Annotated in this window: 22 protein-coding genes and 1 tRNA gene; 9 read left to right on the top strand and 14 right to left on the bottom strand. The window is 68.5% G+C overall.

Annotated features, from left to right (window positions below; genetic code table 11):
• Positions 1 to 4: 4 nt before the first annotated feature.
• Entirely contained in the window at positions 5 to 1198 is a 1194-nt protein-coding gene (locus VG502_RS14610; RefSeq protein WP_325550834.1) for a glycine C-acetyltransferase, read from the top strand.
• On the opposite strand, the gene VG502_RS14605 is transcribed toward VG502_RS14610, so the two are convergent.
• Complete coding sequence (locus VG502_RS14605; RefSeq protein WP_325550833.1) at positions 1195 to 1491, bottom strand: GroES family chaperonin; 297 nt, start codon at positions 1489 to 1491, stop codon at positions 1195 to 1197. The genes VG502_RS14610 and VG502_RS14605 overlap by 4 nt on opposite strands.
• Positions 1492 to 1537: 46 nt before the next feature.
• Entirely contained in the window at positions 1538 to 1822 is a 285-nt protein-coding gene (locus VG502_RS14600; RefSeq protein WP_325550800.1) for a DUF3618 domain-containing protein, read from the bottom strand.
• A 155-nt stretch (positions 1823 to 1977) separates the two neighbouring features.
• Here VG502_RS14600 and bcp point away from each other — a divergent pair, with 155 nt between their 5' ends.
• The 3 genes from bcp (at position 1978) to VG502_RS14585 (ending at position 3180) form a co-directional block, all read left to right on the top strand.
• Positions 1978 to 2445: a thioredoxin-dependent thiol peroxidase gene (gene bcp / locus VG502_RS14595; RefSeq protein ID WP_325550799.1), complete on the top strand. Its 468-nt coding sequence runs from the start codon at positions 1978 to 1980 to the stop codon at positions 2443 to 2445.
• An 8-nt stretch (positions 2446 to 2453) separates the two neighbouring features.
• Positions 2454 to 3065 (top strand): class I SAM-dependent methyltransferase, encoded by a 612-nt coding sequence (locus tag VG502_RS14590; protein WP_325550798.1) that lies wholly within the window; start codon positions 2454 to 2456, stop codon positions 3063 to 3065.
• Positions 3066 to 3098: 33 nt separating this feature from the next.
• A tRNA-Leu gene (locus tag VG502_RS14585) sits at positions 3099 to 3180 on the top strand.
• 81 nt (positions 3181 to 3261) lie between these two features.
• Here VG502_RS14585 and VG502_RS14580 read toward each other — a convergent pair.
• Positions 3262 to 4131: an alpha/beta fold hydrolase gene (locus VG502_RS14580; RefSeq protein WP_325550797.1), complete on the bottom strand. Its 870-nt coding sequence runs from the start codon at positions 4129 to 4131 to the stop codon at positions 3262 to 3264.
• Between the two features lie 62 nt (positions 4132 to 4193).
• Here VG502_RS14580 and VG502_RS14575 point away from each other — a divergent pair, with 62 nt between their 5' ends.
• Entirely contained in the window at positions 4194 to 4526 is a 333-nt protein-coding gene (locus VG502_RS14575; protein ID WP_325550796.1) for an antibiotic biosynthesis monooxygenase family protein, read from the top strand.
• A 138-nt stretch (positions 4527 to 4664) separates the two neighbouring features.
• Here the strand turns inward: VG502_RS14575 and VG502_RS14570 are convergent, their stop codons facing one another.
• The 6 genes from VG502_RS14570 to VG502_RS14545 form a co-directional block, all read right to left on the bottom strand.
• The gene (locus VG502_RS14570) at positions 4665 to 5360 is read right to left on the bottom strand and encodes a VOC family protein (protein ID WP_325550795.1); all 696 of its coding nucleotides are present in this window, start codon (positions 5358 to 5360) and stop codon (positions 4665 to 4667) included.
• Between the two features lie 50 nt (positions 5361 to 5410).
• Positions 5411 to 5929: a GNAT family N-acetyltransferase gene (locus VG502_RS14565; protein ID WP_325550794.1), complete on the bottom strand. Its 519-nt coding sequence runs from the start codon at positions 5927 to 5929 to the stop codon at positions 5411 to 5413.
• Between the two features lie 12 nt (positions 5930 to 5941).
• Entirely contained in the window at positions 5942 to 7522 is a 1581-nt protein-coding gene (locus VG502_RS14560) for a molybdopterin-dependent oxidoreductase (RefSeq protein ID WP_325550793.1), read from the bottom strand.
• Between the two features lie 32 nt (positions 7523 to 7554).
• Entirely contained in the window at positions 7555 to 8175 is a 621-nt protein-coding gene (rdgB, locus tag VG502_RS14555) for an RdgB/HAM1 family non-canonical purine NTP pyrophosphatase (protein WP_325550792.1), read from the bottom strand.
• A complete protein-coding gene (gene rph, locus VG502_RS14550; RefSeq protein ID WP_325550791.1) occupies positions 8175 to 8930 on the bottom strand; it encodes a ribonuclease PH in 756 nt (251 codons plus the stop codon). Before rph ends, rdgB begins: the two co-directional genes overlap by 1 nt.
• Positions 8931 to 8994: 64 nt before the next feature.
• Complete coding sequence (locus VG502_RS14545) at positions 8995 to 9498, bottom strand: MarR family winged helix-turn-helix transcriptional regulator (protein WP_325550790.1); 504 nt, start codon at positions 9496 to 9498, stop codon at positions 8995 to 8997.
• A gap of 69 nt (positions 9499 to 9567) precedes the next feature.
• Between VG502_RS14545 and VG502_RS14540 the strand changes: the two genes are divergently transcribed.
• Genes VG502_RS14540 through VG502_RS14530 form a run of 3 tightly spaced genes read left to right on the top strand, consistent with a single transcriptional unit; the run spans position 9568 to position 13214 of the window.
• Positions 9568 to 10824 carry an MFS transporter gene (locus VG502_RS14540; protein WP_325550789.1) on the top strand — a complete coding sequence of 419 codons (1257 nt, stop codon included), beginning with the start codon at positions 9568 to 9570 and terminating at the stop codon, positions 10822 to 10824.
• Between the two features lie 10 nt (positions 10825 to 10834).
• Positions 10835 to 11992 carry an SPFH domain-containing protein gene (locus tag VG502_RS14535; protein WP_325550788.1) on the top strand — a complete coding sequence of 386 codons (1158 nt, stop codon included), beginning with the start codon at positions 10835 to 10837 and terminating at the stop codon, positions 11990 to 11992.
• 4 nt (positions 11993 to 11996) lie between these two features.
• Complete coding sequence (locus tag VG502_RS14530) at positions 11997 to 13214, top strand: TFIIB-type zinc ribbon-containing protein (RefSeq protein ID WP_325550787.1); 1218 nt, start codon at positions 11997 to 11999, stop codon at positions 13212 to 13214.
• A gap of 14 nt (positions 13215 to 13228) precedes the next feature.
• Here the strand turns inward: VG502_RS14530 and VG502_RS14525 are convergent, their stop codons facing one another.
• The 4 genes from VG502_RS14525 to VG502_RS14510 form a co-directional block, all read right to left on the bottom strand.
• Complete coding sequence (locus VG502_RS14525; protein ID WP_325550786.1) at positions 13229 to 14011, bottom strand: MBL fold metallo-hydrolase; 783 nt, start codon at positions 14009 to 14011, stop codon at positions 13229 to 13231.
• Between the two features lie 79 nt (positions 14012 to 14090).
• The gene (gene murI, locus VG502_RS14520) at positions 14091 to 14963 is read right to left on the bottom strand and encodes a glutamate racemase (protein ID WP_325550832.1); all 873 of its coding nucleotides are present in this window, start codon (positions 14961 to 14963) and stop codon (positions 14091 to 14093) included.
• A 106-nt stretch (positions 14964 to 15069) separates the two neighbouring features.
• Complete coding sequence (locus VG502_RS14515; protein WP_325550785.1) at positions 15070 to 15852, bottom strand: fumarylacetoacetate hydrolase family protein; 783 nt, start codon at positions 15850 to 15852, stop codon at positions 15070 to 15072.
• Positions 15853 to 15880: 28 nt separating this feature from the next.
• Positions 15881 to 16765, bottom strand: coding sequence for an SGNH/GDSL hydrolase family protein (locus VG502_RS14510; RefSeq protein WP_325550784.1), 885 nt, complete (start codon positions 16763 to 16765; stop codon positions 15881 to 15883).
• Between the two features lie 93 nt (positions 16766 to 16858).
• Between VG502_RS14510 and VG502_RS14505 the strand changes: the two genes are divergently transcribed.
• Positions 16859 to 17731, top strand: coding sequence for a 3-methyladenine DNA glycosylase (locus VG502_RS14505; RefSeq protein ID WP_325550783.1), 873 nt, complete (start codon positions 16859 to 16861; stop codon positions 17729 to 17731).
• Here the strand turns inward: VG502_RS14505 and cimA are convergent.
• Complete coding sequence (cimA, locus tag VG502_RS14500) at positions 17721 to 19307, bottom strand: citramalate synthase (protein ID WP_325550782.1); 1587 nt, start codon at positions 19305 to 19307, stop codon at positions 17721 to 17723. The genes VG502_RS14505 and cimA overlap by 11 nt on opposite strands.
• Between the last annotated feature and the right edge of the window lie 125 nt (positions 19308 to 19432).

Below are 19432 nucleotides of genomic sequence, written 5' to 3'. Positions count from 1 at the left end.
GGTCATGTACGCCAACAAGGAAGCCCTCGTCGCCACCCTGCAGGAGATCGAGGACGCCGGCCTGACCAAGCACGAGCGTGAGCTGTCGTCGCCGCAGTCTGCGAAGGTGCAGACCGCCGGGGCCGAGGCACTGAACTTCTGCGCCAACAACTACCTCGGGCTGGCCGACCACCCGGACGTCGTCTCAGCGGCGCGGGATGCGTTGGACCAGTGGGGTTTCGGTATGGCGAGTGTGCGCTTCATCTGCGGCACGCAGACCCAGCACCGCGAGCTCGAACACAAGATCGCGGCCTTCGTCGGCACCGACGACGCGATCCTCTACTCCTCCTGCTTCGACGCCAACGGCGGCATCTTCGAGGTGCTCTTCGGCGCGGAGGACGCGATCATCTCCGACGCGCTGAACCACGCATCGCTGATCGACGGCATACGACTGTCGAAGGCGAAGCGGTTCCGCTACCGGAACGCCGACATGAGCGACCTGCGCGCCCAGCTGGAGGCCGCGAAGGAGGCGGGCGCGCGCCATACGGTGGTTGTCACCGACGGTGTCTTCTCGATGGATGGCTACTACGCACCGCTTGCCGAGATCTGCGATCTGGCAGAGGAATTCGGCGCGCTGGTGATGGTGGACGACTCGCACGCCATCGGCTTCGTCGGTGAGGGCGGCCGCGGGACTCCGGAATACACCGGCACGATGGACCGGGTCGACATCGTCACCGCAACGCTCGGCAAGGCGCTCGGCGGGGCGTCCGGTGGGTATGTCGCCGCGCACCAGGAGATCGTCGACCTGCTGCGCCAGCGGTCGCGCCCCTACCTCTTCTCGAACGCCGTCGCACCATCAGTCGTTGCCGGCTCGATGAAAGCCCTTGAGATCGCAGGGAACTCACGCGAGCAGCGGGAGAAGCTGGTCGCCAACACGGTCCTCTTCCGGGCGATGATGACCGAGGCGGGCTTCGAGGTGCTGCCCGGCAGTCACCCGATCACGCCGGTGATGTTCGAGGGCGAGGACGGCGCGCGGCAGGCCGCTCAGATCGCCGACGCGATGCTGCGACGCGGCGTCTACGTGATCGCGTTCTCCTACCCGGTGGTGCCGCAGGGCAAGGCACGCATCCGCGTGCAGCTCTCGGCCGCGCACAGCGAGGACGACGTGCGTGCGTGCGTCAAGGCGTTCGAGGAAGCCCGCGCCGAGGTGCAGGGCTAGAGATACAAACCGGTATTACCGGTCTCGACCCGCTGCGCGGCGACGGCGTGCAGGTCACGCTCGCGCAGCAACAAGTAGGTCCGGCTCTGCAGCTCGACCTCGGCACGCTCCTCGGGGTCGAAGAGCACGCGATCGCCGACCTTGACCTGCCGCACATGCTGGCCGACCGCGACGACCTGCGCCCAGGCCAGACGTTTGCCGACCGATGCGGTGGCGGGTATGACGATGCCACCACCGGACTTGCGCTCGCCGCCGTCACTGTCGGCGGAGACGAGCACCCGGTCGTGCAGCATCTTGATGGGCAGGTTGCCCGGAACGGGCGAACCGCCCGAGCTGACTTCAGCCACGTGCGCGACGAAGCAGTCCCAGCGTCAGCAGCGCAGCGGAGACTCCGCCGAGCCCGATGGCCAGCTTCTGGGTGTTGAGCTCGCCGTCCGGCGTGTGGGTGATGCCACCCACCTTCAGCTTCACGTCCTCCACCTGGCGCTTGGCGAGCTCCTTGGGCTGCGCGCGGAACGCCAGCTCATCGATCGTGCCCGCCAGCCGCTCGCGCGTCGCCGCCAGATCCGCCTCGATGTCCTTGGCGGAACGGGTGGCAGGTTTCGCGGGGGCCTTGTCAGCCATGGTCTCTCCTCGACTCGAGTTCAGTGGGCACACGGTCGCGCCGCGCGTGTCAGGCTCGCCTGAGACGATAACGCAGTAGGGGCCGATGGTCCTGTCCCGCTCCCCGAATAAACTTCCAGTTCGCAGCGACAACACACCTCTCAAGGAGGATCACGATGGCTCGGCTCGAGATCGGCGACAAGGCACCGGCGTTCACGCTCACTTCGGACACCGGGAAGCAGGTCTCGCTCGGCGACTTCGCCGGGAAGCGGTTGGTCATCTTCTTCTACCCCGCCGCGATGACCCCCGGATGCACCAAGGAGGCCTGCGACTTCCGCGACTCGCTCGCAATCCTGCAGGGCGCCGGCTACGAAGTCATCGGCGTCTCCCCCGACAAGCCGGAGAAGCTCGCCAAGTTCGTCGAGAAGGAGTCGCTGACCTATCCGCTGCTCGCCGACCCCGACAAGGAAGTGCTCGAGGCCTACGGCGCGTATGGCGAGAAGAAGCTCTACGGCAAGACGGTCGTCGGCGTGATCCGGTCGACCATCGTCGTGGATCCCGACGGCAAGGTCGAGCTGGCCCGTTACAACGTCAAGGCCACCGGACACGTCGCCTCCCTGTCGAAGGCGTTGAAGCTCGCATGAACGAATCCATGAGCAATCCGTCCCGCTGGGAGCAGGGCCACCACGGCTACGGCGCACGCTTCGCGCAGCTGCTCAAGGACGGCGTCGACATCACCGGCGAAGCACGACTCGCCGACACGCTGCTGCCCCGCTCCGGCACCGTGCTCGATGCAGGTTGCGGGATGGGACGCATTGCGGCCGCTCTCGAGGAGGCCGGTCACGACGCCTATGGCGTGGACCTCGACGCCGAGCTGCTCGCACAGGCCGGCAAGACCTATCCGGCGTTGCCGGTCGCACAGCTCCGGCTGGAGGACGTCAGCCCGGAATCCCTTGCAGCGCAGGAGTTTCCCACGGCATACGACCTGATCGTGTGTGTCGGCAACGTCATGACCTTCCTCGCCGAGGACTCCGAACCCGCCGTGCTCGCCGCCCTCCGCACCGTGGTGACGCCGGAAGGCCGCCTGCTCGTCGGATTCCATCAGGACGGCGGCGACACCGGCCGGCGCAGCTACCCCGCGGACGAGTTCATCGCCGACGCGGAGGGCGGTGGCTGGCAGCTGGAGTCACGCTTCGCGACATACGACCTGCGACCGGAGCCGGGTGACGACACGTTCTTCGTGGGGATCTTCCGCGCCGTCTGAGGTCGCTCACCCACGTCGTAGACTTTGCGGCGCGCGCGAGTGGCGGAACAGGTAGACGCGCCAGATTTAGGTTCTGGTGCCTTCGGGTGTGCGGGTTCGAGTCCCGCCTCGCGCACGAATAGGGATGGGACTCGTTCCTCGTCCCTGTCCCTACTCGTGCCCTGTGCTTTCTGGCGCGTCCTTCGGCCGACGCGTGTCAGTAGGTTGCGCGGAGCTCGTCCAGCATCTGCGGCATTGCACCGATCCCGATCGACAGGTGCCCCTCGCCCTCCAGCAGGTGTGCGGTCGCACCCGGCACGTTCGCCGCGAGCCACTGCCCGTGGGCGAACGGCACCATCAGGTCGGCACTGCCCTGCCAGACGAACGTCGGCACGCGCATCGCGGCGAGGTCGAAACCCCACGGCACGGTGAAGGCCAGGTCGTCGTCGGCCCAGCCGTCGACACCGTTCTTCAGCGCCTCGCGGAAGTTCGCGGCCATCTCCTCCCCGGCCTCGTCGGTGATCTGCTTGCGGTCGACGTCCGGAAGCAGCGTGCTGAGCTCGCCGAGGATCGCTTCCGGTGTGGCGTTCTTCAGCTCCTCGCGCATCCCGTCGAGCAGCGGGCGCAGCTCGGCCTCGCCCTTGAGGGACGCACCGAACTCCTCGATGTTGCCCTCGCCCATCCCGCCGAGGAAGTCCAGGTCCTCCGCGTCGTATGGCGCCACCCCCGCGATGCTCAGCACGCCGGTGATGCGGTCGGGCAGCAGCGCGCCCGTTGCCAGCGCGTGCGGCCCGCCACCGGACCAACCGGCGGTCATCGCCTTCTCGACGCCGAGGTGATCCAGGATCGCGGTCACGTCGGCTGCGATGTCGGCAACCTTGCGACCTGCCTGACGAGCCGAATCGCCATACCCCGCACGGGAATACGTGACCAGGCGAACGCCCCGCTCGGTGGCCTGCTCCACCATGACCTTGCGCGGGAGAAGCGATCCCGGCGTTCCGTGATGGAAGACCAGGACCGGGCCGTCATCGGCACCGTTCACGAGTATGTCGAGAGCACGTCCGTCGGGCAGGGAGATCGAAGTCATGCCGTCAGCCTGCCACGCGACCGGCGGGGCCGGGCCGGCCTTCGTGAAGTACCTTCGTCGGCATGACCACACGTGCCGCCGACAACGGCAGCGCTTCCCCGATCCTCGAGTCCGTCACCCTTCCGGTGCGACCCGGCCAGGAGCCGGCGTTCGAGCGAGCCTTCGCGAGCGCCATACCGATCATCAGCCGACAGAAGGGCTTTCGCGATCTACGGCTCGCGCGATGCGTCGAGCGTCCGAATGAGTACCTGCTGCAGGTGCAGTGGGACGAGCTCACCGACCACACCGTCGGCTTCCGCCAGTCGGAGGACTACCAGCTGTGGCGTGCGGCGCTGCACCACTTCTACGACCCGGTGCCGACCGTCGACCACTTCACCGACGTGCTCCGCGGTTGATACCGGTCCCACGATTCAAGGGCCAGCAGGAAGTGCGCTGGAGCGCACCTGCTGCTGGCCCGTGAACGGATGAAACGCGTTCTCCGACTTCGGGACTGCACATGGTGCGGAAAGGTCCCCGCACGATCGGCAGGCAGCTCAGCGCGGTCGGAGCGAGAACTCGCGTCCGTCCGGATCGGCGAGTTCGATCTCGTCCTGCCGATCGTCGAGCACGGTTGCGCCGAGCGCGGTCAGCCGCTTCGCCTCGGCCGACGGATCGGCTGCTGACAACACGAACCGCTGGCGCATCCGCGCCGACTTCGGCTCGATCGGCGGGCCGCCCCATGCCAGCTTCGTGCCGCCGTACGGCGACTGGATCGCGGTCTCCCCGTTCTCGTCCCACACCAGCTCCCAGCCGAGGGCGTCGCGCCAGAAGAGCCCGACCTCGCGGGAGCCGTCGCAGCTGACCTCGCCGAGGAAGCCACAGCCGGAGAGGAAGTTGTTTCCGGGTGGTATGACGCAGAAGGCCGTGCCGTCGGGATCGGCCACCACGACGTGGTCCTCCTCGGGGAGTTGGCCGACGTCGGCGAGTTCGCCACCGAGTCCCAGGACTCGGGAGACGATCTCGTCCTGCCCCTGGGCGCCGTCACTGGTCAGGTGGAGATGCAGCTGGTCCTGACCTGCCGCACCGCCGCGCGCCGACGCGAACCGCAGGCCCACCTGGGTGTCGTCACCCGCCAGCAGGATGCCGCCACGATCCGGCCGCGGCCGGCGATCGAGCAAACGGCCCCAGAACCTCGCAGTTGCCGGCACGTCATCGACGTCGAACGTCACTGCGACGAAGTCCACCGGCATACGAGGCACGCTAGCCGCGACAACTGGCGCACCGCCAACGCATTTCGGCGTCACACGGTCAGGGACACCCACACATCCGGAGACGCATCGGGAACCCCGGGCACCGCCCGGCGCTCCACTGTGTATGACGCATCCAGACTCGCGGCGACCGCCGGCCACAATCGGACAGCTGCCGGATTCTCGTCCTGGTAGGCGATGTCCCAGCGCCCGGGGTGCTCCCCCAGCAGCGCGCGGGCGAAGTCGAAGCCGACCCCGTGCCCACGAGCGCCGGCGACGACGAAGAAGCTGTTGAGCACGCGCACCGGCTGATCGAGTCCACGAATGATCGCGAAACCGCCCGGCCGCTCGCCGAACGTCAACAGCCAAGCCTGCCAACCGGATTCGCTGAGGGCTGCTTCCAGCCGCTCGCTCCGGAACGAGCCGTCCGGGTTCGGCAGGGTCGGCGTCACCGCGGACATGTCGTGCCGGAACAGCAGCCACAGTCGTTCCAGCACCGGACGATCCGCTTCGGTTGCGCGACGGATCAGGATCGGAGTGGGCAGGTCGGCGCGGTCGGCGAGTTCAGCCATCGCCGCATGGTCTCACCGCACAGTGACCGAGATCGAGTGGTATCCCGTCGAGCCGTTGGGCGCCGGGGGTGCCGACGCAGCGATCTGGACCTCGCCCCTCTTGTCCACGGCCCGCACGGTGAGCGTGTGGTGGCCGCGCTTCGCGTTCCACTCGAAGACCCACTGGCGCCATACGTCCGCGTTCGCACCGGCACCGAGTTGCGCGTCCTGCCAGGCGCCGCCGTCGACCCGCACCTGCACCTTGGAGATGCCGACATGCTGGCGCCACGCCACCCCGGCGACCGCGACCATGCCGGCATCGACCTTCGCCCCGCCGTGCGGCACATCGATGCGGGACGCCGTCTTCACCGGCCCGAGCGGCGACCAGCCGCGAGGGGTCCAGTAGCCCTGATCCTTCTCGAAGGTCGTCAGCTTCAGCTCGGTGAGCCATTTCGTGGCGGACACGTAGCCGTACAGACCCGGCACCACCAGGCGCACCGGGAATCCGTGCTCGGCCGGCAACGCCTCGCCGTTCATCGCCACTGCGATGAGCGCGTTGCGATCGTCGGTCATCGCGCCGAGCGGCGTGCCGGCGGTGAACCCGTCGACGCTGCGCGACAGCACCATGTCGGCACCCGGCTGGACGCCGGCTTGGGCGAGCAGCTCGCGCACCGGCCAACCGGTCCAGATCGCGTTGCCGTTGAGATGACCCCCGACCTCGTTCGAGACGCACATCAGGGTGACCATCGCTTCCTGCATCGGCTTGGAAAGCAAGGTGTTCCAGTCGATTTCGATCTCGTGGTCAACCATTCCCGTGACGCGCAGCTTCCACGACGCCGGGTCGACCTGCGGCACCACGAGCGCCGTGTCGATCCGATAGAAGCTCCCGTTCGGCACGATGTATGGCGTCACGCCCGACACACCCACGGACGCGCCCTCGGGCACCGTGACCTGGCGTGCCTTCGGGACCCGCGGCATCACGAACGCCGCACGAGCCGACTGCACCGCACGCGCGCTCTCACTCCACGCCCTGCCCAGGACACCGAGCAGTGCAGCCCCCAGGGCGGCTCCCCCGCCGACCAGCACGGAACGGCGGGTGGCAGCGAAGCCCGTTGGTCGGGCCGCGTCCGCCAACACGTTGTCGCGCCACAGGTGCAGCGTCGCCAACCCACCGACGGCACCGGCCAGCAACGGGACGAGGTCTATCACACCGGCGTGGGGCCGGGAGGTGACCGCGGCCGCTGCGACGGCGATCAGCACCACGAAGAGCGCCAGCGCGGCGGTGAAGTAGCGGCGCAGCAACCAGCCGATGAGCAGGCTGAGCAGCACCAGCACCACGGCGATGCCGCCGAGCAGCACGTGCTTGTCATTCGTGCCGAAGTTGTCGACCGCGAAGGTCTTCAGCCAGGGCGGGGTCCGGTCGATGAAGGCCCCGCCGACCGCGAGCACCGGTGACGGGGTGCCGTCGCTCCAGCCCTGCCGCAGGAAGACACCCGCGAGGAACTCCGCGCAGCCGACCGTGACGACGCCGGCCACGAACCCACCCGCGGCCCCCAGCCACCCGGGTGGCTCCGACTGTGATTCCTGCGCCGCGTCGACGTGATCCTTGAGCACGTCATCATGGTCGCACCGGCAGCTGGGTGGGCCTACTGTCCTAACAACTCCGTAAGGTCTTGCCGCAACGCCCGCAGGGCATTGCCGCGGTGGGAGATCGCGTTCTTCTCCTCCGCGCCCAGCTCGGCGAGCGACCGGCCGTCCGGCAGCTCGAAGATCGGGTCGTATCCGAATCCGTTGTCGCCGCGCTGGTCCCGGCTGATCACACCGTGCAGTTGGCCCAGCCGCGAGCGCTGCGTGCCGTCCGGGAGCGCGAGCACCACGCAGCACACGAAGTGCGCGGTGAGCCGCTCGGCCGGCACATCCGCGGTCTGTGCGAGCAGCAGGTCGATATTGGCCTGGTCCGCTCCGTGGGTGCCGGACCAGCGTGCCGAGAACACTCCCGGGCAGCCGCCGAGAACATCGACCGCCAGACCCGAATCATCAGCGATCGCAGGCAGACCCGTTGCCTTCGCGACCTCGTGTGCCTTCAGCGAGGAGTTCTCCAGGAAGGTCACGCCGGTCTCCACGACGTCCTCCAGGTCGGGGAAGGATCCGACGGAGACGACCTCGACATCGTGCAGCTCCGGTACCTCGGCGACCAGCTGCCGGAACTCGCGCAGCTTCCCCTCGTTGCGCGTGGCCAGGACGAGCGTGCGTTCCCGATCGGCCATCAGGAGCGCTCCCGGGCGGGCGCCTCGAGGGCGGCCTGCTGCAGCTTGGTCAGGTCACCGATGCCCTTCTCCGCCAGCGCCAGCAGCGAGTCCAGCTCGGCGCGGTCGAACGGCTTGCCCTCGGCGGTGCCCTGGATCTCGACGAAGCCGCCGGCGCCGGTCATCACGACGTTCATGTCCGTCTCGGCGGTCGAGTCCTCGGGGTAGTCCAGGTCGAGCACCGGGGTCCCCTTCACGATGCCGACGCTGATCGCGGCGATCGACCCGGTCAACGGCTGAGCCTTCGCGGCGATCAGGCCGCGCGCACGGGCGTCGGCGATCGCGTCGACCAGGGCGACATACGCCCCGGTGATGGACGCGGTGCGGGTGCCGCCGTCGGCCTGCAGGACATCGCAGTCCAGGACGATGGTGTTCTCGCCGAGTGCCTTGGTGTCGATCACGGCACGCAGGGAGCGGCCGATCAGCCGGGAGATCTCGTGCGTGCGCCCGCCGACCTTCCCCTTGCGCGACTCGCGGCTGGAGCGGGTGTTGGTCGCGCGCGGGAGCATTTCGTACTCCGCCGTCACCCAGCCGGTGCCCTGCCCGGCCAGCCAGCGCGGCACGCCCGGAGTGAATGACGCGGCCACCAGGACGCGGGTCTTGCCGAACTCCACCAGCACGCTGCCCTCGGCGTGGTCGAGCCAGTTGCGAGTGATGCGCACCTCGCGCAGTTGGTCAGTGGCACGGCCGTCATGTCGGGTCACGTCGTCAGTCATGCTGCCAGGGTAGGAGGCGCCGCCGCCGCTTTCGCCCGCGGACCCTGGCGTATGACGCGCAGCGTCACTCCAAACCGCGAACTGCCTTCCGCAGCAATGCGTTCAGCTGCACCAGCTCCTTCTGGCTGAGTGCGCCCAGGACCTCCTGCTCGCGACGCATCCCCGCGTGCACATAGCTGTCCCATGCCTCCCGGCCGGCTCGGGTTGGCCGGATCAGGACCCGGCGCCGGTTCTTGCTGTCGGTCTCGCGGGTGATCATCCCGGACCGTTCGAGCCGATCGAGCCGGCCCGTCATGGATGCCTTGGTGACGCCCACCGCCTCGGCAAGTTGCGTCGGCGTCGCCTCCGTGGGGTACGGCTGCACCATCAGTGCATGCAGGGTGCCGTAGTCCTCCAGGGTGAAGTCCTGCCCGGCGAACGCGGCGGCATCGCGCCGGCTCTTGGTTCGCAGCAGGAACTGCATGCGGGTCATCGCCCCTTCGACTTCGCCGTCGAAGGCCGGATTGCCCTCCCACAGTGCAGCCCACCGCGCGACGTGCAGGTCGACCGAGTCCTGGGGTTTCGCCATACACCCACGGTAGTACGCCGATTAATTGTTTGTTGACTAACTATTCGTCACCGAACTATCGTCGTTTTCGTGGAACGACGCCGCGGAGACAGTCCGCTGTCCCTCGACTTCCGGCTGATCGCCACCGGACAGGGACTCTCGTGGTTCGGCAGTGCCTTCCAGCCGATCGCGCTGTCCGTCGGCATCCTGTTGCACGGCGGGTCGGTCTCCGAACTCGGTGCGCTGATGGCCGTGCTCATGGTCAGCCGCACGGTGTTCACGCTCGCCGGCGGTGTCTGGAGCGACCGCCTGTCACCGCGCACCGTGATGATCTGGTCGGATCTCGCGCGCGCCGTCCTCGCGGCCATCATCGGCATGATCTTCGCGACCGGACATGCGTCCTTCGGGGCACTCGCGCCGTTCACCGCACTGTCCGGCGGTGCATCGGCGTTCTTCCAGCCCGCCATGCAGTCGCTGAAGCCGACCCTGGTGCGTGTCGACCAGCGCCAGCGGGCGAACGCCGTGCTGAGCGTGCTGCAGGGACTCAGCCTGGTGGCCGGACCAGCCGTGGCCGGCGTCATTGTCGGATTCGCAGGCGCACCAACGGGTTTCTTCATCAACGCGGTCACGTTCCTGGTCTCGTGCGCCACCGTATGGCGCGTGCGCTCGACCGTCATACGCACGGGCAGCGGCGACAGCTTCGTCGCCGATCTGGGCGCGGGCTGGCGGGCGATGCGCGAGCGCGACTGGCTCTTCGTCGGAGTGATGGCGGCCGGCGTCTACCACGTCGCGAACGGCGTCCTGCTGGTGCTGGTGCAGGTCATCGCGCTGCGCGATCTCGGTGGTCCGCACGCCTTCGGTTTCATCGCGGCCGCGGAAGGTGCGGGCGGACTGATCGGCAGCGCGATCGCGTTGCGCGCCCGGCCGCGCCACCCGTTGCGCATCGGCTGGCTGACCTGTGCGCTGATGCCGCTCTGGGCGGCCGGTTATGTGTGGCCGGGGCGGCTGGACACCGTCATCGTGACCGGACTGATCGGCTATGCCGGGCTGATGTTCTTCAGCGTGATGTGGGAGACCGCGATCCAGGACGGCGTGCCGCATCATCTGCTGGCGCGGGTCAGTTCGTGGGACTCCCTCGTGTCGTTCGTCGGTATGCCGCTCGGCAACGCCATGGCCGGACCACTCGCTGCGGGCTTCGGGATCAAGCCGGTGCTGCTCGGCTGCGCGGTGGTCCTCGCCTGCTGTGCGCTCGCACCACTTGCCTGGCGTGGCAGCCGCGATCTGGAACGGCTCGATCTCGCGCCCGATGCCGGCATCGTCGCCACGGAGGACGCGCGCCATACCTAAGCTGTCCGTCATGGGACTCATGGACAAGCTCAGGGGCGAACTCGTCGACATCATCGAGTGGATCGACGACTCACATTCGGCGCTGGCGTGGCGCTTTCCGCGCTACAACAACGAGATCAAGAACGGCGCGAAGCTCATCGTCCGCGAGGGCCAGGAAGCGGTGTTCGTCCACACCGGCAAGCTCGCCGACCGCTTCGGGCCGGGCATCTACGAGCTGACCACCGAGAACCTCCCGATCATGGCGACGCTGCAGGGCTGGCAGCACGGTTTCAACAGCCCGTTCCGCAGCGAGGTCTACTTCATCAACACTCGCCCGGTGACCGACTTCCGTTGGGGCACAGCCAATCCCGTGACCGTGCGCGACCCCGATTTCAAAATGGTGCAGCTGCGGGCCAACGGCTTGTGCATCGTGCGCGTCGTCGACCCGGCGATCTTCCTGCGCGAGGTCATCGGCACGGACAGCCGCGTCAACATCGACGAGATCGGTGAGCTGTTGCGCCGGGTCATCACGCTCGCCTTCTCCGACATGATCATGGAGACCAAGCTCGGCGTGATCGACCTGCAGGGCAAGCAGGTCGAGCTGTCCGACAAGCTGCGATCGTTCGTCGCCGAGCGGGTGGACGACGAATACGGCCTGGGCATCGACTCCATCACGATGAACATCTCCCTGCCCGACGAGATCACGAACGCGATGACCCGCGGCGTCGCCAAGGGTGTCGAGGCGTCCGGCTGGGCGAACAACGTGGGTGACATGCAGCGTTACCAGCAGGCGACGGCCGCCGAGGCGATGGTGACCGCCGCGGGCAACCCCGGCGGCGGCGCGATGGGCGACATGATGGCCGCCGGCATGGGTGCGGCCATGGGTGCGCAGATGGCCGGCCAGGCCGCCGGCTCGCTGGGCGGACAACCCGCCGGCAGTCCCCCGCCGCTGCCGGGTGGCAAGACCTTCCACATCGCGGTGAACAACCAACAGCAGGGTCCGTTCACGATCGACCAGTTGCGCGCGTCCGGTCAGGTGACCCCGCAGACCCTGGTCTGGACCGCCGGTATGCCGGCCTGGGCCGCCGCGTCGTCGGTCCCCGAGCTCGCGCCGCTGTTCGCCGCGACTCCGCCGCCGCTGCCTCCGACCGCCCCGCCGCAGGCACCGCCCGCGACGCCGGCCGAATGATGCGATGACCGACGACGAGACGCCGCCGCCGCTCCCGCAACCCGTCCAGCTGCCGCAGCCGCCACCCCTTCCCCAGCCGGCGCAGCTCCCCGACCCCGGAGCGCTGCGCGACCCCGCGCAACTGCAAGTGAGCGAGCAGACCCGCACCTACCCGTGCCCGCAGTGCGGCGCGAACCTCTTCTACGACCCCGGCCACGACCGGCTGCTGTGCCGTTCGTGCGGTCACGGCGAGGTCATCACGGCACCGCAGGGAACGGTCCGTAAGCGCGATCTGCAGGGAGCGATGCAGGAGCTGGCCGCGCGCATCGCCGAGGACGAGAAGCACGCCGCGCAGTCGCTGACTCGCGAGGTCGTGTGCCAGAACTGTGGCGGCAGAACGTCGTTCAACGGCACGCTGACCGCGACCAAGTGTCCCTACTGCGCCACGCCGATCCAGCGCAACGACCTGCAGCGCGCCCCGCAGCGGTTGCCACTGGACGGGGTGCTGCCGTTCCAGGTCGACGAGCAGACCGCCCGGGCGAACGTCAAGACGTGGATCAACAGCCGCTGGTTCGCGCCGCGCGAGTTCAAGACCTACCGCGAGGTCGGCTCCTTCACCAGCATCTACCTGAGCTACTTCACGTATGACGCCCAGACCGTCACCGACTACACCGGCCACCGCGGGGAGCACTACACGGTGGAGGTCGGCGACGGCGACAACCGGCACACCGAGACCCGCACCAACTGGTGGCCCGTGTCCGGTCGTGTCGCCAACGATTTCCACGACGTCCTGGAGCCGGCCAACACCGGGCTGGACCACAAGAAGCTCGTCGCGCTCGACCCGTGGCCGATCCCCGCCGCGCGCCCCTACTCACCGCAGTACGTCGCCGGACACCTGGCCCGGACGTATGACGAGGACGCCGGCCGGCGCTTCGAGAGCGGAGCCCGCAACCAGATCGATCAGGAGATCCGCGACACCGTGCGCCGGGACATCGGCGGCGACGAGCAACGGATCGACGGGATCCGCACGCGCTACAACTCGCTGACCTTCGCCCAGTTGCTGTTGCCGGTGTGGCTGCTGACGGTGACCTTCGAGGGCCGCCCGTTCCAGGTCTTCATCAACGGCGTCACCGGCGAGGTCCAAGGTCGACGGCCGTGGAGCAAGGTGAAGATCGCCTTCGCGATTCTCCTCGCATTAATCATTGTCGCGATCGTCGTGGTGGTCGTGAAGTCGACCAGGTGATCGCGGCATACGCCTCAGACGTCGTATGACGCGAACGGCTCCGCGACCTCGACGTCTCCGGTCCATACGGCGGCGGCCTGCTTCCGGCACACGTCCGGGTCGTTCCACGCGGGGATGTGGGTGAGCATCAACCGCTGCACCCCGCCGGCGGCGACCGCGGCCTCGGCCGCACGACGACCGGACAGGTGGATGCCCTCGGCATCGTCGCGCTCGTCGCAGAACGCCGAGTCCGCGAGCGCCAGATCGGCACCGGCGAGCAGCGGCGTGAGCGCGGGCGTGCTGTCGGTGTCACCGGTGTAGGCGAGCACCTTGCCATCGGCCTCGACCCGCAGGCCGTACGCCTCCACCGGGTGGTTGACCCGGTATGACGTGACGGTGAACGGCCCGACCGTGAACGACACCCCGTCGGCGAGCTCGCGGAAGTCGAACTCCGGCTCCAGCAGCGACGGGTCGGTGGCCTCCTCGTCGGTGACACCGGCGCCGCGGGCGATGCGCAGTCCGGTGCCGGCGGGCCCCCACACGGGCACGGTCACCGACTGCGGGCTGACCGGGTGATAGCGCAGCACGACGTGCAGGCCGGACAGGTCGGCGCAGTGGTCCGGGTGCAGGTGGGACAGCACGACGGCGTCGATGTCGAGCGGATCGATGAACCGCTGCAGGCTGCCGAGTGCGCCGTTGCCGAGGTCGAGCAGCAGGTTCCACGTGCGGCCCTCGTGCTCGGCCCGGACGAGGTATGACGAGGCGGGCGAATCGGGTCCGGCGAAGGAGCCGGAACAGCCCACGATGGTCAGCTTCACGAGACCTCCTTCTCCTGCACGCCGAGGCTTGAAATCCGTCTGCGTTGCGAGTCGCAAGCTCCGCGCAACGCGTCGGCTCTCATGCCTCCTGCCTTTCTCGTGCGTAACTTCCATGCCGTATGTTGCCGGCGAAGACGTGATCGAACTCTGGACCCAGACCGAGGAATCGCCTTGCCAGCCTTCGGAATTGGTCCGGATCGCCGGTGGTGGTGAACGAATGGCCGGGCGTCCCGGAGGTGTCCGGGCGCAGCAGGTCGGCATCGGCGAGCACGCGGTAGAGATCCTTCGCGGTCTCCTCCGCGGACGACACCAGCGTGACGCCGTCGCCCATCACGTAGGAGATGACACCGGTCAGCAACGGGTAGTGCGTGCACCCGAGCACCAGGGTGTCGACCTCGTCCTGCTTCAGCGGCTCGAGGTAGGACCGGGCGCACTCCAGCAGCTCCGGGCCGCCGGTCGTGCCGGCCTCGACGAACTCCACGAAACGGGGGCAGGGAACGCTGACGACATGCAGGTCGGGCGCCGCCGCGAACGCGTCCGGGTAGGCGCGTGACTGGTGGGTGCCACGGGTCGAGATGACCCCGACCCGACCGTTGTTGGTGGCGCGCACCGCACGCCGCACGGCCGGGCGGATGACCTCGATGAGCGGGACGTCATACCGCTCACGCGCATCGTGCAGCACCGCGGCCGATGCGGTGTTGCAGGCGATCACCAGCGCCTTGACGCCATGGTCGACGAGCCGGTCGAGGCATTCCAGCGCGAGCGCGCGCACCTCGCCGATGGGCCGCGGACCGTATGGCGCACGGGCGGTGTCACCGAGATAGACGATGGACTCGTGGGGCAACTGGTCGAGCACCGCGCGGGCGACGGTCAGACCGCCGTACCCGCTGTCGAAGATTCCGATCGGTGCACTTTCGCGACCGAAGGATGCCTGATCGGAGACAGGTCCGATCGACGATGAGGAACGAATCGGCGTATCGGACACGAATTCCAGCCTAAGGCGTTCGGGCAGTTGCACCGACCGGTTCGGGCGTCGAACGCGTCACATTGCGGATGGTTCAGTCCTCGGCGTTGTGGCGCACGAACGGGTTCTCGAGGACGCCGATGTCACCGATCTCGACCGACACGCGCTGGCCGGGCTGCACCGGACCGACGCCCTCGGGGGTGCCGGTCAGAATGACGTCGCCGGGCAGCAGCGTGAACGCCTTGGACGCGTGCGAGACCAGTGTCGCGACGTCGAAGATCATGTCGGCCGACGTGCCGTCCTGGACGGTCTCGCCGTCGAGTTTGGTGACCACGTGCTGCTCGGTCGGGTCCAGGTCGGTCTCGATCCACGGGCCGAGCGGGCAGAAGGTGTCGAAGCCCTTGGCGCGCGACCACTGACCGTCGGACTTCTGCAGATCACGCGCGGTGACGTCGTTGGCGCAGGTGTAACCGAAGATCACCGACCGCGCCTCGTCCGGCTCGATGTCCTTGCACATGCGGCCGATGACGACCGCGAGTTCGCCCTCGTAGTCGACGCGTTCGGACTGCGGCGGCATGACGACCGGGTCGCCGGGGCCGGCGACGGCGGTGTTGGGGATCAGGAACATCAGCGGCTGCTCGGGCACGTCGTGGCCCAGCTCGGCGGCGTGCTCGGCGTAGTTGCGACCGATGCCGATCACCTTGGAGCGCGGGATCACCGGCGACAGCAGGCGCACCTCGTCGACGGTCGTCGTGACGCCGGTCAGCTGGATCTTGGTGTAGAGCGGATCCCCGGAGATCTCGGCGATCTTCTCGCCGGCTCCGTCGACCAGCCCGAACGTCGGGTCCTCACCAGTGGTGTATCTCGCGATGCGCACCGAGTCACCCTACCGACGGATCTTCCGCTCAGGACGTCAGGTATGGCGCGAGCGCCGACGCCATCACGGCGTACCCGGCGTCGTTGGCGTGGATGTTCTGCTTCGTGCACATCCAGGTCCACTCGCAGATCCGGGCGACGTTGGTGGGCAGCACCCCGAACGACGGTGTGCTGACCGGCGCCCAGTCGTCGCTCTCGAAGGCTGCGGCGACATCGGCGATCGGTGCATTGATCGTGGCCGCCGCCTGGGAGATCTCGCCGTTGAAGATCGTCGCGAGGAACGCGGACTGCTGCGCGACCGTCTGGCCGGCCGGGCCGAGCAGGTAGGCGGCGAGGAAGGGGTTGTAGTAGTTAAGGACGACGATCCGGGCGTTCGGCGCTGCGGCGTGCAGCTTCTGCAGGATGGGCGGCAGATTGGCCGAGACCGACTGCAGGCCGCCGGCGATGCAGGTCTGGTCGATGGCCCCGCCCTTGACACAGGTGTCGATGTCGTTGGAGCCGAGGTCGATCGTGATGACGCCGGCCTGGTTGCGGTGACCCTTGAGGAAGTGCAGGGCCTGGTCCTGCTGGCTGCGTTCGGCCGGGCATCGCGTCCCGGTCGTGAACGTCGTGGTGGTCTCGCCGGAACACGCGAGGTTGGTCAGCTTGACGCTCTTGTTCTGCTGCTTGAGCATCGCCAGGGCCCCACCGACGTAGCCGCCGGTCTTGTCGTCGCCGGTGCCCGGCTGGTAGCCCGCGGCGAGGGAGTCGCCGAGCGCGAGGTACCACTTCGGGGCCGGCGCGTTGCCGTGTGCCGGGCCGATGGGCGCAGCGGTCGCCGACTCCACCGGCATGGCGTTCGCCGACTCCGCCGGCAGGGCGACAGTGGCGGCCGCAGCGGCGACGACGACAACGAGGGTGAGCTGACGGCGCATGAGGCGCTCCTTCGACGGTCCGGCCCGAGCAGGCTCACTCTAACGACGGAAGTGACGCAGCCCACACGACTTCGCGAAAGTAGACTCGCGCCGATGTCCTCCCCTCTGTCGTATGCCGCCTGGGCCCCGCTCGCCGCGGCGCATGAGCGCCGGGTCGATGAGCTGACCGCAGCGCACCGGCAGCGCCGCAAGGGCGGCAGGTCGCATCCGGTGGAGGACTTCCTCTTCACCTACTACTCGCACCGGCCGCGGCTGTTGCGGCGCTGGCATCCCGGCGTCGGGGTCGGCCTCGAGGACGCCGCGGAGCACGCCGGCTGGCCGCTCTACCGGACGGTCGATGGGGCTGCGGAGGTCGATCTGGCCCTCTTCCTCGAAAAGCGTGCGCCGACAGTGCGTTTCATCCGGTCACTGCTCGCTGCCACTGCGGACCGACCGCCGACCCTCGGCTGCTTCGGGCTGCACGAGTGGGCGATGGTCTACCGGGCCGGCGACGTCCGCCACGAGGACTGGCCGCTGCGCCTGGGCAGCACCGGCACCGACGAGGTGGTGGAGCGTCATACGGTGCGGTGCTCGCACTACGACGCGTTCCGCTTCTTCACCGAGGACGCTCGACCGCGCAACACGGTGCAGCCCACCCGCGAGCAGCAGGTCGCGTTGGAGCAGCCGGGCTGCCTGCACGCCGGCATGGACCTCTACAAGTGGGCCTACAAGCTGTCGCCCGCGGTCCCGAGCGCTCTGGTGCTCGACTGCTTCGAGCTGGCCCGCGACGTGCGAGTGCTCGACATGGAGGCCTCGCCATACGACCTGAGCGAGCTGGGCTATCAGCCCGTGCGCATCGAGACGCCCGAGGGCAAGGCCGAATACGTGCGCCGGCAAAAGGAATTCGCCGCCCGCGGGCAGGCGCTGCGGGCCCGACTGATCGAGGTGTGCGACGACATCCTGAAGGCCGACGTGCCTATTTCCTAGGTTCGATGCCCCGCTTGAGCAAGCCGTAGGTGAAGGAGTCCACGAGCGCCAGCCAGCTGGCGTGGACGATGTTCGGGGCGACCCCGATGGTCTGCCAGCTGCCGTTGTCGTCGCTGGTCTCGATGAGCACCCGGGTGGTGGCGTCGGTGCCGTGCGACGCATCCAGGATCCGCACCCGGAAGTCGGTCAGCTCGAATGCCGCGAGCTCCGGGTAGGCGTCCGCGAGCGCCTCGCGCAGCGCGTGGTCCAGGGCGTTGACCGGGCCGTTGCCCTCGCCCGTGGCCACGACCCGCCGGCCCGCGGCGGACAGCTTCACCGTCGCCTCCGACAGCGACGGACCCCTGTCCGAGGCCGAGTCCATGATGACTCGCCAGGTCTCGGTGTCGAAGTACGTCAGCGACTCCCCCGTGACCTCCTCGCGCAACAGCAGCTCGAAGGTCGCATCGGCCGCGTCGAAGGTCCAGCCCTGCTGCTCCAGGTCCTTGACCCGCGTGACGGTGCGCGCGGCCAGCTCCGGATCGTGGGTCAGGTCGTAGCCGAGTTCCTTGGCCTTCAGCTCGATGCTTGCGCGCCCGGCCATGTCGGACACCAGCGTGCGCATCGAGTTGCCGACCAGGGCCGGGTCGGTGTGCTGGTAGAGATCGGGGTCGACCTTCAGGGCCGACGCGTGCAGGCCGGCCTTGTGCGCGAACGCGCTCGCCCCTACATACGGCTGGCGCCCGTAGGGAACGATATTCGTGACCTCGCTGATCGCGTGGCTCAGGTGCAGCGCACGGCCCAGCCGCTCCGGCGCGATCACCTGCTGACCGAGCTTGAGCTGCAGGTTGCTGACGACGGTCACCAGGTCGGCGTTGCCGGTGCGTTCGCCATACCCGTTGATGGTGCCCTGCACGTGGCTGGCGCCGGCCTCGACGGCAGCCAGCGAGTTCGCGACGGCGCAGCCGGTGTCGTTGTGGCAGTGGATGCCGAGCCGGGCTCGCGTGCTCTCGAGCACCGCACCGACGACATCGGTGACCTGCGGTGGCAGCATGCCGCCGTTGGTGTCGCAGAGCGCGATCACCTGGGCGCCGGCGGCCGCGGCGGTGTGCACGACTTCGAGTGCGTATGCCGGGTCGGTGCGGTAGCCGTCGAAGAAGTGCTCGGCGTCGAGGAAGACCGAACGCCCTTCGCGGGTCAGGAAACTCACCGTGTCCCGGATCATCGCGAGGTTCTCCTCGGGCGTGGTGTGCAGCGCCTCGGTGACGTGCCGCGAGTGCGACTTGGCGACCAGCGTCACCACATCGGTCTGCGCGTCGAGCAGCGCACGGACCTGCGGGTCGTCGGCCGCGACGCCGTGGGCGCGCCGGGTGGAACCGAACGCGGCAAGTGTGGCGTTCTGCAGTTGCAACTCGGTGCGTGCCCGGGCGAAGAACTCGGTGTCCTTCGGGTTCGCACCCGGCCAGCCACCTTCGATGAATCCCACGCCGAGCTCGTCCAGGTAGGCGGCGATCGCCAGCTTGTCGGTCACCGAGAGGTTGAGCCCCTCCTGCTGCGCACCGTCGCGCAGGGTGGTGTCGTAGACGTGGAGGTCGGTCATGGTGCGCCTTTCGAGGCGAAGCTGTTGTGGTCCCTGGTGGTGGCCACGCCGGGCCGGTCCTTCGCTCGCGCCCGGGTGCGGGTGGCCCGGAAACGAAAAAACCTCCCGGGGTAACGGGAGGTTGC

It is taken from the genome of Flexivirga sp. (genome assembly GCF_035551235.1).
Classification (GTDB): Bacteria; Actinomycetota; Actinomycetes; order Actinomycetales; family Dermatophilaceae; genus Flexivirga.
Note: the sequence above shows the minus strand (reverse complement) of the source record. Positions and strands in the feature narration are given on the sequence as shown.

Excerpts from the sequence above, each read along its gene's own strand:
- VG502_RS14535 (WP_325550788.1), top strand. The coding sequence starts at position 10,835 with ATGGGACTCATGGACAAGCTCAGGGGCGAACTCGTCGACATCATCGAG.
- VG502_RS14605 (WP_325550833.1), bottom strand. The coding sequence starts at position 1,491 with ATGCTGCACGACCGGGTGCTCGTCTCCGCCGACAGTGACGGCGGCGAG.
- VG502_RS14530 (WP_325550787.1), top strand. The coding sequence starts at position 11,997 with ATGACCGACGACGAGACGCCGCCGCCGCTCCCGCAACCCGTCCAGCTG.
- rdgB (WP_325550792.1), bottom strand. The coding sequence starts at position 8,175 with ATGGCCGATCGGGAACGCACGCTCGTCCTGGCCACGCGCAACGAGGGG.
- VG502_RS14590 (WP_325550798.1), top strand. The coding sequence starts at position 2,454 with ATGAGCAATCCGTCCCGCTGGGAGCAGGGCCACCACGGCTACGGCGCA.
- cimA (WP_325550782.1), bottom strand. The coding sequence starts at position 19,307 with ATGACCGACCTCCACGTCTACGACACCACCCTGCGCGACGGTGCGCAG.
- VG502_RS14575 (WP_325550796.1), top strand. The coding sequence starts at position 4,194 with ATGACCACACGTGCCGCCGACAACGGCAGCGCTTCCCCGATCCTCGAG.
- VG502_RS14565 (WP_325550794.1), bottom strand. The coding sequence starts at position 5,929 with ATGGCTGAACTCGCCGACCGCGCCGACCTGCCCACTCCGATCCTGATC.
- VG502_RS14570 (WP_325550795.1), bottom strand. The coding sequence starts at position 5,360 with ATGCCGGTGGACTTCGTCGCAGTGACGTTCGACGTCGATGACGTGCCG.
- VG502_RS14600 (WP_325550800.1), bottom strand. The coding sequence starts at position 1,822 with ATGGCTGACAAGGCCCCCGCGAAACCTGCCACCCGTTCCGCCAAGGAC.
- rph (WP_325550791.1), bottom strand. The coding sequence starts at position 8,930 with ATGACTGACGACGTGACCCGACATGACGGCCGTGCCACTGACCAACTG.
- VG502_RS14545 (WP_325550790.1), bottom strand. The coding sequence starts at position 9,498 with ATGGCGAAACCCCAGGACTCGGTCGACCTGCACGTCGCGCGGTGGGCT.
- bcp (WP_325550799.1), top strand. The coding sequence starts at position 1,978 with ATGGCTCGGCTCGAGATCGGCGACAAGGCACCGGCGTTCACGCTCACT.
- VG502_RS14610 (WP_325550834.1), top strand. The coding sequence starts at position 5 with ATGTACGCCAACAAGGAAGCCCTCGTCGCCACCCTGCAGGAGATCGAG.
- VG502_RS14505 (WP_325550783.1), top strand. The coding sequence starts at position 16,859 with ATGTCCTCCCCTCTGTCGTATGCCGCCTGGGCCCCGCTCGCCGCGGCG.
- VG502_RS14510 (WP_325550784.1), bottom strand. The coding sequence starts at position 16,765 with ATGCGCCGTCAGCTCACCCTCGTTGTCGTCGTCGCCGCTGCGGCCGCC.
- VG502_RS14580 (WP_325550797.1), bottom strand. The coding sequence starts at position 4,131 with ATGACTTCGATCTCCCTGCCCGACGGACGTGCTCTCGACATACTCGTG.